Annotated in this window: 12 protein-coding genes and 1 pseudogene; 7 read left to right on the forward strand and 6 right to left on the reverse strand. The window is 65.7% G+C overall.

Annotation, left to right across the window (positions count from 1 at the left end; translation table 11 throughout):
* Positions 1-90: 90 nt before the first annotated feature.
* Positions 91-582 carry a universal stress protein gene (locus tag FJ946_RS14885; RefSeq protein ID WP_140497131.1) on the forward strand — a complete coding sequence of 164 codons (492 nt, stop codon included), beginning with the start codon at positions 91-93 and terminating at the stop codon, positions 580-582.
* Between the two features lie 278 nt (positions 583-860).
* On the forward strand, positions 861-1,430 hold the full coding sequence (locus FJ946_RS14890; protein WP_140497133.1) for a NifU family protein: 570 nt from the start codon (positions 861-863) through the stop codon (positions 1,428-1,430).
* 149 nt (positions 1,431-1,579) lie between these two features.
* Here FJ946_RS14890 and FJ946_RS14895 read toward each other — a convergent pair whose 3' ends face one another.
* Entirely contained in the window at positions 1,580-2,197 is a 618-nt protein-coding gene (locus tag FJ946_RS14895) for a L,D-transpeptidase (protein WP_140564943.1), read from the reverse strand.
* A gap of 223 nt (positions 2,198-2,420) precedes the next feature.
* On the opposite strand from FJ946_RS14895, the gene cueR reads away from it, so the two are divergent.
* The 3 genes from cueR to FJ946_RS14910 all read left to right on the forward strand — a co-directional run bounded on the left by cueR (position 2,421) and on the right by FJ946_RS14910 (position 3,988).
* Positions 2,421-2,840, forward strand: a complete 420-nt coding sequence (gene cueR, locus FJ946_RS14900; protein ID WP_140497137.1) for a Cu(I)-responsive transcriptional regulator — start codon at positions 2,421-2,423, stop codon at positions 2,838-2,840.
* A 50-nt stretch (positions 2,841-2,890) separates the two neighbouring features.
* Positions 2,891-3,310, forward strand: a complete 420-nt coding sequence (locus FJ946_RS14905) for an OsmC family protein (RefSeq protein ID WP_140512955.1) — start codon at positions 2,891-2,893, stop codon at positions 3,308-3,310.
* Between the two features lie 177 nt (positions 3,311-3,487).
* On the forward strand, positions 3,488-3,988 hold the full coding sequence (locus FJ946_RS14910; protein WP_140513550.1) for an MmcB family DNA repair protein: 501 nt from the start codon (positions 3,488-3,490) through the stop codon (positions 3,986-3,988).
* 31 nt (positions 3,989-4,019) lie between these two features.
* Here FJ946_RS14910 and nhaA read toward each other — a convergent pair whose 3' ends face one another.
* The 5 genes from nhaA to FJ946_RS14940 form a co-directional block, all read right to left on the reverse strand.
* Positions 4,020-5,216, reverse strand: a complete 1,197-nt coding sequence (gene nhaA, locus FJ946_RS14915) for a Na+/H+ antiporter NhaA (protein WP_140497141.1) — start codon at positions 5,214-5,216, stop codon at positions 4,020-4,022.
* A 280-nt stretch (positions 5,217-5,496) separates the two neighbouring features.
* The gene (locus FJ946_RS14925) at positions 5,497-6,060 is read right to left on the reverse strand and encodes an ActR/PrrA/RegA family redox response regulator transcription factor (protein WP_140497143.1); all 564 of its coding nucleotides are present in this window, start codon (positions 6,058-6,060) and stop codon (positions 5,497-5,499) included.
* A gap of 63 nt (positions 6,061-6,123) precedes the next feature.
* Positions 6,124-7,455, reverse strand: coding sequence for an ActS/PrrB/RegB family redox-sensitive histidine kinase (locus FJ946_RS14930; protein WP_140513548.1), 1,332 nt, complete (start codon positions 7,453-7,455; stop codon positions 6,124-6,126).
* 72 nt (positions 7,456-7,527) lie between these two features.
* Positions 7,528-10,119, reverse strand: a complete 2,592-nt coding sequence (gene hrpB / locus FJ946_RS14935) for an ATP-dependent helicase HrpB (RefSeq protein ID WP_140564945.1) — start codon at positions 10,117-10,119, stop codon at positions 7,528-7,530.
* 47 nt (positions 10,120-10,166) lie between these two features.
* Positions 10,167-11,057, reverse strand: a complete 891-nt coding sequence (locus tag FJ946_RS14940) for a DMT family transporter (RefSeq protein WP_140564946.1) — start codon at positions 11,055-11,057, stop codon at positions 10,167-10,169.
* 27 nt (positions 11,058-11,084) lie between these two features.
* Between FJ946_RS14940 and FJ946_RS14945 the strand changes: the two are divergent.
* Both FJ946_RS14945 and FJ946_RS14950 read left to right on the forward strand, forming a co-directional pair.
* A pseudogene (locus FJ946_RS14945) lies at positions 11,085-11,773 on the forward strand (PIG-L deacetylase family protein).
* 243 nt (positions 11,774-12,016) lie between these two features.
* A complete protein-coding gene (locus FJ946_RS14950; RefSeq protein ID WP_140564948.1) occupies positions 12,017-13,924 on the forward strand; it encodes a propionyl-CoA synthetase in 1,908 nt (635 codons plus the stop codon).
* The last annotated feature ends 25 nt before the right edge of the window (positions 13,925-13,949 follow it).

Below are 13,949 nucleotides of genomic sequence, written 5' to 3' on the forward strand. Positions count from 1 at the left end.
GCCCCGCACCATACCGGCCAAAGACCGGCGGCTTGCCGCCGGTCAGCCGCAGTGGCAGATTGCGGCCGAAATGACATCGAGTAAATAGACATGGTCTCCAAACGCCTCAGCCGCGAAGCCGGACATCGCCGGAAGTTCCTGGCGATCATCGACGATACGCCCGAATGCGAGCGCGCCGTCGCCTACGCCTCGAAGCGGGCGCTGAGCACCAGCGGCGTGCTGGTGCTGCTCTATGTCATCGAACCGGACGATTTCCAGCACTGGCTGGGCGTCGAGAAGATCATGCGCGAGGAGGCGACCGCCACCGCACGCACCGCGCTCGACAGCTATGCCAACAAGGTGCGCCAGAAGCTCGGCATCGAACCGGAGATGGTGGTGCGCGAGGGCAAGCCCACCGAAGAGATCCACAAGCTGATCGAGGAAGACCAGGATATCGCCATCCTGGTGCTGGCGGCCGGCGCCGGCAAGGAAGGGCCCGGGCCGCTGGTCGGCGCGGTGGCCGGCAAGGGCGCCGCCTTCCCTATCCCGGTGACCGTGGTGCCGCAAAACCTTTCGGACGAGGAGATCGACAGCCTCGCCTGAAGTGTATCGATATTCGGGTGATGCCGGCCTACAAATGGCGGGTTCCTGCGCTTCCGGTGCTCACGTACTTCAAGTACGCTCCGCTCCGGTTCTCGGAAACCACCATTTTCGACTCGGCCTGACCCGAATCTCGACACACTTCATAGTGCTTGGCAGGAGTCGCAAAAACATTCCGCCAGCCAGCCGTTCGGGCGACGCGTTTCGCTTGAATGTCCAGCCGATAGAGCTTATTTAGAATTATTCCAAACTATCTGCCCGAGACGGGCACGGAGACGGCCATGTTCATCCAGACCGAATCGACGCCAAACCCGGCGACGCTGAAATTCCTGCCCGGCAAGGAAGTGCTTTTGGAAGGCACCGCCGATTTCCGTGATGCCGATAGTGCGGCGACGGCCTCGCCGCTGGCCGGCCGGCTGTTCGAAATACCGGGCGTCACCGGCGTCTTCTTCGGCTACGACTTCATCACCGTGACCAAGGACGGGCCCGACTGGCAGCATCTGAAGCCGGCGATCCTGGGCGCCATCATGGAGCATTTCATGTCCGGCGCGCCTGTCATGGCCAATGCCGGCCCCGCCGCGGAGACTAGCCAGACCGGCGAGTTCTACGACAAGGCCGACGAGGAACTCGTCATCACCATCAAGGAGCTGCTCGACACACGGGTGCGCCCGGCAGTGGCCCAGGATGGCGGCGACATCACCTTCCGCGGCTTCGAGAACGGCACCGTGTTCCTGCACATGAAGGGCGCCTGCGCCGGCTGCCCGTCATCGACGGCGACGCTGAAGCACGGCATCCAGAACCTGCTCCGCCACTTCGTTCCCGAGGTCCAGCAGGTCGAACAGGTCGCCTGACCATTCGTCTTCGCCGAGCGCGGCGACGATTCTCAAAAAGCAAGCAACAAAAAACCGGGCCGAATTGCCCGGTTTTTTGTTGGGGACGTCCGTTGTTGCCTAGACGGTCCGCGTACGAACGGTTTTGACCATGAACCTCGCGGTCACGGTCAGAGAACGATGACCTTGGCGCCGACCTCGGCGCGATCGTAAAGGTCGATGATGTCCTGGTTCATCAGCCGGATGCAGCCCGACGACATCGCCTTGCCGATCGAGTTCCATTCCGGGCTGCCATGCAGGCGATAGCCCATGTCACCGCCCTTGTTGAACAGGTACAGAGCGCGCGCGCCGAGCGGGTTCTTCAGGCCCGGCTCCATGCCGCCGGCGAACTTGGCGAGTTCCGGCTGGCGCTTGATCATCTGCGACGGCGGCGTCCAGGTCGGCCATTCGCGCTTGATGGCGACATGGGCGGCGCCATGCCACTCGAAGCCCTCGCGGCCGACGCCGATGCCGTAGCGAATTGCCCGGCCGTCACCCTCGACGAAGTAGAGGAACTTGTTCTGCGTATCGACGATGATGGTGCCCGGCTTTTCCTTGGTGTCGTAGTTCACCTCCTGCCGGTGATACTTCGCGGGCACCTTTTCGATCGGGATGCGCGGCAGCTGGTAGCCGGCGTCGGTCACCGCGCCATAGTCGTTGGAGAATATCTGCCCGCCAATGGTGCTGCAACCGGCGAGTGCGGTGGACAGCGCCAGTGCGGCAATTACTGCAAGCGACTTCATGCGCATGAGGTGATCCGTGCCCCGCCAAACATCCGCGGCACGAGTCGGCCGCTTTCTTGCCATCATTCATGCTGGCATTTGCTTTGCTTGCCAAGTACGCGATGCCTATATGCAAGACCTCACCTGCCGGTAAGCCAGCAACTGCGGCATTTCGGCAACAGCCTTCACCGGATTGTGAAGGAAATTCAATGGCCATGACTCTCGGGCCAGCAGGAATCGAGGAACAACCATGAATGTCGGCGACGCCGCCCAGCGTTCCGGTCTGCCAGCCAAGACCATCCGCTACTATGAGGAAATCGGCCTGATCGCGCCTGCGCGTGCCGGCAACGGCTATCGCGACTATTCGGGCGACGACATCCATCGGCTGACCTTCCTGCGCCGTGCCCGCAACCTGGGCTTTTCCATCGACGATTGCCGCCAGTTGATGGCGCTTTACCAGGACCGCAGCCGCGCCAGCCACGACGTGCGCGAGATCGCCACCGCCCATGTCAGGGCGATCGAGGAGAAGGTGCGCGAGCTGCAGTCGATGCGATCGACCCTGCAGAAGCTCGTCCAGGCCTGCCATGGCGACGACCGGCCGGACTGCCCGATCATCGATGACATTGCGGGAACCGCGCCGCTCGGCGATAAAGCCGTCACGGTCGCATAGATCCGTGCCGGCTAGGCCCGACGCCTCTCGGCTACGGAGGGAGGATGCCGATGGCCTCGATGACTGTCGAACTGCACAATGTCGAAGGCACCGAAGCCGCCATGGGCTGGGCCGGCGGCCACACGATCGTCGTCGACCGGCCCGAGGGCAAGGCCGGCGGCATGGGCCTGGGCTTCAATGGCGGCCAGCTGCTGGCGCTGGCGATTGGCGGCTGCTTCTGCAACGACCTTCGCTATGTCGCCGACGAGATCGGCGTGAAACTCGGCAGGATCGCCGTCTCGGTGAGGCTTGATCTCGACGGCAAGCCCCTGCTGGCGACCGCAGCAAGGATGACGGTTTCCTGCGAGACCTTGGACGGGTCCGATCCCCAAAGGATCATTGACCGTGCCAGCGCGGTTTCGACGGTCAGCAACTCGTTGCGCCAGGGCGTGCCGGTTACGATCGAAACGACGGGGCCTGGTCGCTCATAAACGCCAGGACTTCTCCCGCGCCGTAGGTCGTCCCGCCACGTTCACCCATCACGGAAAGTGAAGGTGGCCATACGGTTCTCCGTGCCTGCTCATGCCATCGAGCACCCATTGATTTGGGTGGCCACCAAATGAGCGGTACGGGTTCAAATCGTGAACAAAATCTGGCATGGTCCCGTCATGCCAATCATCTCACCGATTCCCCTGAACCCGCTCATCGATGGCCGCCAGTCTGAACGCGCCATGCTGGTGCGGCGCGGGGTGCAGCGCCTGCTCCGCGAAATGGGCGCGCATGTGCTGCCCGAACTGTCCCTGGCGACCGGCCGCCGCGCCGACCTCGTGGCGCTGACCCGCCAGGGCGACATCTGGATCATCGAGATCAAGTCCTCGGTCGAGGATTTTCGCGTCGACCGCAAATGGCCCGACTACCGGCTGCACTCGGATCGCTTCTTCTTCGCCACCCATCCCGGCGTGCCGGCGGAGATTTTTCCCGAAGAATGCGGCTTCATCCTCTCCGACGGCTATGGCGCCGAGATTTTGCGCGAGGCGCCCGAGCACCGCATGGCGGCGGCTACGCGCAAGGCGCTGATGCTGCGCATCGCGCGGGCCGGTGCTGCGCGGCTTTTGGCGGCGGAACTCGCCGGAGTGGCCGTGCCGGCGCTGGAGGGGGAGAGCGAGTAGGCTGCCTCGCAGAACCTGCGCTTGTGGACCTCTACTCCTCGCCTTCATCCGCCCCGCTCGCCGCCGGCGCCATCAGCAGGACGGCCGCGCCGAGCAGCGCTGCGACCAGGGAGCCGGAGAGAATGCCGACCTTGACCGCGTCCTGCAGCGCCGTGTCGCTGGCGAAGGCGAGCAGGCCGATGAACAGGCTCATGGTGAAGCCGATGCCGCACAGCAGCGAGATGCCGATCATGTGCAGCCAGCCGGCATGGGCCGGCAGGTCGGCGAGACCGAAGCGGATGGCAAGCGCGGAGGAGCCGAACACGCCGACCAGCTTGCCGACGACGAGGCCGGCGGCAACGCCGAGTGTCAGCGGCTCGAACAGCGCGCCGACGCTGAGGCCCGCCAGCGAAACGCCGGCATTGGCAAAGCCGAAGATGGGGATGACGACGAAGGGCACTATTGCGTGCAGGCCGTGCTCGAGCCGGTGCAGCGGCGAATGGTCGAGATCGTGTTCGATGCCGGCTGTGCGTTCGAGCGGAATGGTTAGCGCCAGCGCCACGCCGGCAAGCGTGGCATGCACACCCGACTTCAGCACCAGCACCCACAGGATCGCACCGAGCACGAGGTAAGGCACGAGGCTCATCACCCGCATGCGGTTGAGCACGACAAGCGCGGCGATCACCGCGAAGGCGGCGCCCAGATAGGCAAGCGACAGACCGCTCGTGTAGAAGATCGCGATGATGATCACCGCGCCGAGATCGTCGATGATGGCAAGGGCGGTGAGAAAGATTTTCAGCGAGGCCGGCACGCGGCTGCCAAGCAGCGATAGCACGCCGAGCGCGAAGGCGATGTCGGTAGCGGTCGGGATCGCCCAACCGGACAGCGCGCCCGCATTGTCACGGTTGATGGCGACATAGGCCAGCGCCGGCACCACCATGCCGCCGGCCGCCGCGATGCCGGGCAGCACCCTGCGCGGCCAGGTCGAGAGCTGGCCGTCCAGCATCTCGCGCTTGATCTCCAGGCCGACGAGCAGGAAGAATACCGCCATCAGCCCGTCATTGACCCAATGCGACACGCTGAGCGGGCCGAGATAGGCGTGGAGGACGGCAAAATAGGTTCCGGAGAGCGGTGAGTTGGCGACGATCAAGGCCAATGCCGCCGCTACCATCAGCATGATGCCGCCGGCCGCCTCGCTGTCGAGAAATTCGCGCAAGACGGAAACCGGCCGCTGTTTCAAGTCCCGCATGTCACCCTCCGTTGCCTTTCCAAACGCTGGCGCCGCCCCTCACCTGCCTGCCGGCATCCTCTCCCCGTATAGTGACGGGGAGAGGGACGCTGTCATCGCCGGTTTCGCCAATCGCCAGCGTTGCGGAATGGGCGCCAGCGTTGCGGCCAGCCTCTTTCTCCCCGTCACTATACGGGGAGAAATGCCCGGCAGGGCAATGAGGGGCGGGGCCGAGTTCGACAATTGGATGCTTCCCCGTAAGCAGAAACCGGTCCGAAGGAATGCTCAGCGCATCGCGCTCCTAGCGCGGCGCGCGCTTGGCCAGGATGCGCTGCAGGGTGCGGCGATGCATGTTGAGGCGGCGCGCGGTCTCGGAGACGTTGCGCTCGCACATTTCGTAGACACGCTGGATGTGCTCCCAGCGCACGCGGTCGGCCGACATCGGATTTTCCGGGGGCGCGGCGCGCTCGCCGGCCGTGCGGGTTAGCGCGGCAAAGACGTCGTCGGCGTCGGCCGGCTTCGACAGATAGTCGACGGCGCCGAGCTTCACCGCCGTCACCGCGGTGGCGATGTTGCCGTAGCCGGTCAGGATGATCGCGCGGGAATCCTCGCGCTTCTCACGGATGGCGGCCACGACGTCGAGGCCGTTGCCGTCGCCAAGCCGCATATCGACCACCGCGTAGGCGGGCGGATTGGCGCGTGCCTTGCCGACCGCCTCCTCGACGCTCTCGGCCGTTTCGACCACGAACCCCCTGGTTTCCATGGCGCGGGCCAGACGGGTCAGGAAGGGTTTGTCGTCGTCGACGATCAGAAGCGAGGTGTCCTCGCCCTCAACCATTGCGCCACTGTTTTCATCGCCTGTCATCGTCTTGAAATTCCTGCTGCCTTAATTTTACGCAGATATAGTTTTGCGTCGCGATTGTCCAATTTACGCGGTGTCAAACATCGTCGCGGGCGCCGATTCCGGGTTCAGGAAAACATTTCTAGGCCATGAAATCCGCACCATGGCGCCCTCGCCCAGTCCGCTCGAATTGCGAAAGTCGAGCGTGGCGCCCGATCGCTCGAGCAATGTCTTGGCGATGAACAGGCCCAGCCCCAGCCCGCCGCCGGCCTCCGTGCCCTGGCGTGTCGACATATAGGGCTCGCCGATGCGGTCGATGATCTCGGGCGGAAAGCCGGGACCGTCATCGATGATCGAGAAGGTGACGGTGGCCTCGTCCCAGCTCCAGCGCACGGTGACGCTCTCGCGGGCGAAATCGACGGCGTTCTCCACCAAATTGCCAAGGCCGTAGATGACGCCGGGATTGCGGCGCCCGACCGGCTCGGGGCCGCTGCGCTCGCCGGGCCTGAGCTTGATCGAGATGCCGAAGTCGCGGTGCGGCGCGGTGACCTCCTCGACCAGCGAGGTCAAAGGCAGGCGGGACAAATGCGCCTCTCCCTCGGACGACAGGCTGGTCAGGCGCTTGAGTATCTCGCGGCAACGCTCGCTCTGGGAGCGCAGCAGCGTCACATCCTCCCCGTATTTCGCGTCCTTGCCGAGCGCCTTTTCCATCTCCTTGGCGACCAGCGTGATGGTGGCGAGCGGCGTGCCGAGCTCATGCGCGGCGGCGGCGGCTAACCCGTCGAGCGCCGACAGATGCTGCTCGCGCTGGAGCACCAGTTCGGTGGCGGCGAGCGCATTGGCCAGCAGGCGGGCTTCCGCGGCCACGCGGAAGGCGTAAATAGCGGTGAAGGCGATCGATGACAGCACCGCCATCCACATGCCGGCAACATAGATGAAGGGCATCGCCAGCGGCGCGCCTTCATGCCAGGGCAATGGCAAGTGGAAAAAGACCAGCAAGGTCGCCGCCGTCATCACCAGCCCCCCAAGCACCGCGGTCAGGCGCAAGGGCAGCGACGTCGCCGAAATGACCACGGGCACCGTCATCAGCAGCGAGAACGGATTGGTAAGGCCGCCGGTCATGTAGAGCAGGCCGGCAAGCTGGAGGCTGTCGAAGATCAGGATGCCGAAGGCCGCGAACGGCGTGAGCCGGTGCGCGGCCGGGAACCGAAAGGCAAGGAGCAGGTTCATCCAGGCCGAACAGGCGATCAGGGCAAAGCACAGGCTGACCGGCAGTGGGAATTTCAGGCCATAGGCGACGAAAAGCACCGTCACGCTCTGGCCGACAATGGCAAGCCAGCGCAGCCGGATCAGCGTGTTGAGGCGCAGTCGCTGGCTCTGCTGGAAGTCGGGAGAACGCAATACGTTGATCATGGCCATGAAATACAGCCGCGAAGCGGCGAGCGCTAGGTGGATGACGAAGCGATGGCGTTTGCGCCAATCGCCAAGCAACTACGTCCCGCGCGGCTTGGCGCGGCTGGTGGCGGCGGCGAGCAGCGGATTTTCCGGCCACACGTGCTTGGGATAGCGACCGCGCATGTCGGCGCGCACATCGGCCCAGGAGCCGCGCCAGAAGCCGGGCAGGTCGCGCGTCGTCTGGATCGGCCGGTGCGCGGGCGACAGCAGTTCGAGCGTCAGCGGCACGGTGCCGCCTGCGATTGCGGGGTGCCGGTCGAGACCGAACAGTTCCTGGACACGAACCGCCAAAACGGGCCATTCGCCGTCATAGCGGATCGGCACGCGACTGCCGGACGGCACGTCGAAATGGGTCGGCGCAAGTGCGTCGATCCGGCGCTGCAAATCGTGCGGCACAAGCGCCGTCAGCCCGGCCGGGACGACACCCGGATCGATGGCCGAGAAGGATGCGGCACCCGACAGGAACGGCAGCAGCCAGTCGTCGAGGCGATCGATAAGCGCCGTGTCGGACATATCGGGCCACGGCGTCCCAAGGCCGCGATGCAGCCAGGACAGGCGCTGGCGCAGCGTCTCGGCCTCCTTGCTCCAGCTCAGCAGCGAAAGTCCATGTTCGCGCAAGGCGTCAAGCATGGCGCGGTCGGCCTCACTGCCGGTTGGCGGAGGCAGCATGCGCTCGGCCAGCGTGATGGCGCCGAGGCGTACGGTTTCGCGCACGCGCACGGCGCGGCGCTCGCGATCGAAGCTCGTTTGCCTGCGGGTTTCGATCCTGTCCGCCAGTGCTGAACGAATATCGTCCTCGCTGATCGCCGCCGCCGCCGTGATGCGCGCATTCTGCGCCTTGCCCTGCAGGTCGGCGACAACCAGAAACGCCTCGCCGGCAAGCGGATCGGCGGCGTCGAGCATGGCGCCGGAGCCGTTGGCCAGTACGAAACGCCCCCGCTCGCCGCGCGCCTTGGCGACCCGGTCCGGCCAGGCATGGATGAGGAGAGGACCAGCGCTGCCACCCTCCCCCTTGTGGAGAGGGTCGGCGCGTAGCGCCGGGGTGGGGGTGCGGCGCCAAAGCCCCCCGCCCCGCTCCGCTTCGCGGATCGACGTTCCGGGGCGAGCCACGGGTCTCGCCCGTCCTTCGGACCCCCATAAGGGGGAGGGTAAAGAGGCCTGCCTCGCCAGGCGTTCGGCGAGTTGCCGCGCGGCGGTGGCGCGCGGCGATCTTTCCTGGCGAAAGCGCATCAGCCGGCGTTCGAGATCGGCGCCGTCACCGCCCAACCCGCGCTCGGTCAGCAGCACCGCGAGCATGGCCGCCTCGCCGGCATGGCCGCCGCGGGCCGCCTCGGCGACCATATGCGCCAGCCGCACCGGCAGAGCGAGCTTGCGCATCGCGGCGCCCGCTTCCGTCAGCCGCCCCGCCTCGTCGATGGCATCAAGCGCGCGCAGCAGCGCCCTTGCCTCGTTGAGCGCCGGGGCCGGCGGCGGATCGAGGAAGGCGAGGCTCGTCGGATCGGCGACACCGAAGGCGGCGCAGTCGAGCAGCAGGCCGGAAAGGTCGGCCTCGAGGATTTCCGGCGGGGTGAAGGCTGGAAGCGACGCCGTCTGTTCGGCGCGCCACAGTCGGATGGCGACGCCGGCCTGCGTGCGTCCGGCACGGCCGGCGCGCTGGTCGGCGGAGGCCTTGCTGGCGCGCACCGTCTCCAGCCGCGTCAGGCCGCTGGCCGGCTCGTAGCGCGGCAGCCGCGACAGGCCGGAATCGATGACGACCCGCACGCCGTCGATGGTGATGGAGGTCTCGGCGATCGACGTAGCCAGCACCACCTTGCGGCGGCCCGCCGGCGCCCGCCTGATCGCCGCGTCCTGCGCCTTGCCATCGAGCATGCCGTAGAGCGGCACGATATCGGTGTCGGCGCCGACCTTGCCGGCAAGCCGCTCGGCGGTGCGCTCGATCTCGCGCTGGCCGGGCAGGAAGGCAAGCACGCTGCCGCTTTCGTCGGCAAGAACGTCGCGGATCGCCTTGGCCATGGCGTCCTCGATTGCGGTGCCGGCCGGCCGCTCGTCGTAGCGAATGTCGACGGGAAAGGCACGGCCTTCGCTTTCGATCACCGGCGCGCCCGACAACAGCTTCGCGACACGGGCGCCGTCCAGCGTCGCCGACATCACCAAGACGCGCAGGTCCGGCCGCAGCGCGCCTTGCACGTCGAGCGCCAAAGCGAGGCCGAAATCGCCGTCGAGCGAGCGCTCGTGGAATTCGTCGAAGATCACGGCCGAGATTCCGGGCAGTTCGGGATCGTCAAGGATCATCCGCGCCAGCACACCTTCTGTGACGACCAGTATTTTTGTCCGGGCCGAAGTGTGGTTCTCCATGCGCATGGCATAGCCGACGGTGGCGCCGGGCTCCTCATCAAGCAATTCGGCCATGCGGCGGGCGGCGGCGCGGGCGGCGAGCCGGCGCGGCTCCAGCAGCACGATCTTGCCCGTGCCCAGCCATGGCGCATCGAGCAGCGCCAGCGGCACCAGCGTCGTCTTGCCGGCGCCGGGCGGCGCCACAAGCACGGCGCCGTTGCCGGAGCCGAGTGCATGGCCCAGCGCCGGCAGCACGGCGGATACCGGAAGCTCCGGCAAGACTTTTGTCGTCATCGCGCCCGCATATCAGCGCTCGTGGTCGCCATGCAACCGGCGCCAGATCAAAGCCGGGTGCGCGAAAACGGGTTCCAGCGCACCGTGCCCAACCGTACTTCCTCGCGCACCATGGTGAGCAGGCCGGACCCACCGACGACCGCGAGGCCGACCAGCGACAGCCAGTCAGGATATTCCCGGAAGAACAGCGCACCGAGGATGACCGCCCAGACCATCTGCGAATAATGCGTCGGCGCGATCCGGTTGGCGGGCGCGTATTTGACGGCCAGCAGCTGCAGCAATTGTCCGCATGCGGTGAAGGCGCCGGCCATCATCAGCCATGCAAGTTGCCTTGCGTCGGGAAGCGTTAACGAGGTGGCGGCGATGCCGATGCCGTTGAACAACAGGCCGTAGCCGATCAACACGCCGAGCATGGTCGTGCGCTTTTCCTGCTTTGCCAGCGAGCGCATCAGAATGACGCTGGCGGCAGCGAGGAAGGCCACACCAAAAGCGGCGAGGTGTCCAAGATTGAGTTCGCGAAAACCCGGTCTCACCACCAGCATGACGCCGGCAAAGCCGGCGACCACCGCCAGCCAGCGCCATGGACCCACCTTTTCCTTGAGGACGACCGTGGAGAGGATAGTGACGCAGAGCGGCGCCAGAAAGACGAGCGCGTAGACTTCGGCCAGGGGAATGGTGGTGAAGGCATAGACGCTAAGCACGCCCGAGGCGATGCCGGCCCAGGCGCGCGCCTGCACCGCCCAAGGCCGTTTAGTGCGCCAGAAATCACGCCAACGCTCGTCCGCCGGCCGGGTGAAGAAGAGAAAGCAGCCGGCAAACAATATCGAGAAGAAACCGATCTCGAACACCGTGAACTGCCCACCCAGGCTTTTGACAACGGCATCGCTGCCCGAATAGCTTGCATAGGCGATCAGGGCGAGCAGGATTCCGTTCGTCACGTTTTTCCATTTCCGGGGAGAGAAGCGTTGAAAATACTGGCGCTCGGCGCGCATCCTGACGACATCGAGATATTCATGTTCGGTACGATGGCGGCCTATGCGGCGCAAGGCGCAGAACTGACTTTTGCCATAGCCACGGATGGTGCCAGAGGCGGCAAGAGCGATCCCACGGTTCTCGCCCGTGTCCGTCGCGAGGAGGCAACGGCCGCGGCCGCGCTGCTCGGGGCGGCGCCGCGCTTCCTCGACTTTCCCGACGGCGGACTGGTGGCGGATGCCGCGCTGATCGGCGCGCTGAAGACGCTGATTGGCGAAACCGGACCGGATCTGGTGATTACCCATGCGCCCAACGACTATCACGCCGACCACCGCGCGCTGTCGGACGCCGTGCGCATCGCGGCGTCGTTCGCCGTACCGGTGCTGCATGCCGACACGATGGGCGGCACCGGATTCTCCCCGACCCATTATGTCGAGATATCAGCCCAGGCCGAGATAAGGCCAAGGCGATCCGCCTGCACCAGTCGCAGGATCCGGAGCGCTTCGTCGACATCGCCCGCACGCAGAATTTTTTTCGCGCCGGCCAGTGCAACGGCGCGCCGGGATCACAGGCCGAAGCCTTCCGCTTCGAGCCGATGTTTCCCTTTGCAGACATTCGCGACCTGCTGCCGCCGGCGCCGCCGATCCGACCGGTCATCGTGAGCACCAAAAGGGTCGACTGAGCCGGGAGACGGCTGCTCCATCGCGGTGACCATGCCCGACGACGAGACCACCGGCCGACGCGCCGGTGCACACGGCCACATGGGAACGCCCGGGCCGGACCGTTGCTTTTCTTCCCGGAGGGCCACGATGTCGCACCTTTGCGACCAGGACCGGACCGGATCAGACGAATTGAGGGAAGACATCGCCGGAAAAAACAGCATAGGCTATTGCCAAGACGGCAAATCTTCCTGGGGAGGAAACGGATGGCTTCACGCTATCACGAGGTCTATGACGGCTGGAAACGCGACCCGGAAAAGTTCTGGGCGGACGCGGCGAACGCCATCGATTGGTACACGCCTTACGACAAGGTGTTCGATGCGGAAGCCGGCGTTTATGGCCGCTGGTTTACCGGCGCCACCTGCAACACCTGCTACAATGCCCTCGACCGGCATGTCGCCGGCGGGCGTGCCGACCAGATCGCGCTGATCCATGACAGCGCCATCACCGGCAGCGTGAAGACATTCACCTATGCCGAGCTCAAACGCGAAGTGGTGGCGCTGACCTCGGTGCTGAAGAACCGCGGCGTCGGCAAGGGCGACCGCGTCATCATCTACATGCCGATGGTGGCGGAAGCGGCCATCGCCATGCTTGCCTGCGCCCGCATCGGCGCCGTGCATTCGGTCGTCTTCGGCGGTTTTGCCTCGCATGAGCTCGCCACCCGCATCGACGACGCCAGGCCGAAGGTGATCATTTCGGCCTCCTGCGGCCTGGAGCCCGGCCGCGTCGTCGCCTACAAGCCGCTGCTCGACAAGGCGATCGAGATATCCCGCCACAAGCCGGACGCCTGCCTGATCCTGCAGCGCGACCAATTGCGCTGCGAGCTCAGGGACAATTACGACATCGACTATGCGGACGCGGTCGCGCGCGAGCGGGCGGCCGGCGCCAATGTCGACTGCGTTCCAGTGCTTGCCACCGACCCGCTCTATATCATCTACACGTCAGGCACGACCGGCCAGCCCAAGGGCATCGTTCGCGACAATGGCGGCCACATGGTGGCGCTCGAATGGACGATGGAAAACGAGTTCGGCGTCAAGCCCGGCGAAGTGTTCTGGGCGGCGTCCGACGTCGGCTGGGTGGTCGGCCATTCCTACATCGTCTACGGGCCGCTGCTGCATGGCTGCACCAGCATCCTGTTCGAAGGCAAGCCGGTCGGCACGCCCGATGCCGGCACCTACTGGCGGGTGATCGCGCAGCATGGCGTGGTCGCCCTGTTCACCGCGCCGACGGCGTTCCGCGCCATCAAGGGGCAGGATCCCAGGGGCGAATTCGTCGCCAGATACGACCTGTCGAAATTCCGAACGCTGTTCCTCGCCGGCGAGCGCGCCGATCCCGAAACCATCAAATGGGCGGAGCAGAAACTGAACGTGCCGGTCATCGACCATTGGTGGCAGACCGAGACCGGCTCGCCAATGACCATCAACCCCGCAGGCCTTGGCCTGCTGCCGGTAAAATACGGCTCACCCGGCGTGCCGATGCCCGGCTACGACATCCGCGTGCTCGACGATGCCGGCCACGAGGTGCCGCGCGGCACGCTCGGCAATGTCGTGGTCAAGCTGCCGCTGCCGGCGGGCTGCCTGCCGACGCTGTGGAACGCCGACGCCCGTTTCCGCCAAGCCTATCTCGACGAGTTCCCCGGCTTCTACAAGACCGCCGATGCCGGCATGATCGACGATGACGGCTACCTCTACGTGATGGCCCGCACCGACGACATCATCAATGTCGCCGGCCACCGGCTGTCGACCGGCGCCATGGAAGAGGTGCTGGCAACGCATCCCGATGTCGCGGAATGCGCCGTCGTCGGCATCGCCGATTCGATGAAAGGCCAGGTTCCGCTCGGCTTCGTCGTGCTCAACGCTGGTGTCTCGCGCGAGATCGGCCTCATCGAGAGCGAAGTGGTGGGGCTGGTGCGCGAGCGCATCGGCCCGGTCGCCGCCTTCAGGACGGTGGTGACGATCAAGCGGCTGCCGAAGACGCGGTCGGGAAAGATCCTGCGCGGCACCATGCAGAAGATCGCCGACAAGGAAGACTGGACCATGCCGGCGACGATCGACGACCCGGCCATCCTCGAAGAGATCACGGCCGTGCTGAAGGAGCGCGGCATCGGGGTCTAGCTAGATGATCGGGCGCAGCAGAGCC

This window comes from Mesorhizobium sp. B2-4-7 (genome assembly GCF_006442685.1).
Taxonomy (GTDB): Bacteria; Pseudomonadota; Alphaproteobacteria; order Rhizobiales; family Rhizobiaceae; genus Mesorhizobium.

Excerpts from the sequence above, each read along its gene's own strand:
- nhaA (WP_140497141.1), bottom strand. The coding sequence starts at position 5,216 with ATGCGGGACTTGAAACAGCGGCCGGTTTCCGTCTTGCGCGAATTTCTC.
- FJ946_RS14905 (WP_140512955.1), top strand. The coding sequence starts at position 2,891 with ATGGCCTCGATGACTGTCGAACTGCACAATGTCGAAGGCACCGAAGCC.
- FJ946_RS14885 (WP_140497131.1), top strand. The coding sequence starts at position 91 with ATGGTCTCCAAACGCCTCAGCCGCGAAGCCGGACATCGCCGGAAGTTC.
- FJ946_RS14950 (WP_140564948.1), top strand. The coding sequence starts at position 12,017 with ATGGCTTCACGCTATCACGAGGTCTATGACGGCTGGAAACGCGACCCG.
- FJ946_RS14910 (WP_140513550.1), top strand. The coding sequence starts at position 3,488 with ATGCCAATCATCTCACCGATTCCCCTGAACCCGCTCATCGATGGCCGC.
- FJ946_RS14895 (WP_140564943.1), bottom strand. The coding sequence starts at position 2,197 with ATGCGCATGAAGTCGCTTGCAGTAATTGCCGCACTGGCGCTGTCCACC.
- hrpB (WP_140564945.1), bottom strand. The coding sequence starts at position 10,119 with ATGACGACAAAAGTCTTGCCGGAGCTTCCGGTATCCGCCGTGCTGCCG.
- FJ946_RS14930 (WP_140513548.1), bottom strand. The coding sequence starts at position 7,455 with ATGGCCATGATCAACGTATTGCGTTCTCCCGACTTCCAGCAGAGCCAG.
- FJ946_RS14890 (WP_140497133.1), top strand. The coding sequence starts at position 861 with ATGTTCATCCAGACCGAATCGACGCCAAACCCGGCGACGCTGAAATTC.
- FJ946_RS14925 (WP_140497143.1), bottom strand. The coding sequence starts at position 6,060 with ATGACAGGCGATGAAAACAGTGGCGCAATGGTTGAGGGCGAGGACACC.
- cueR (WP_140497137.1), top strand. The coding sequence starts at position 2,421 with ATGAATGTCGGCGACGCCGCCCAGCGTTCCGGTCTGCCAGCCAAGACC.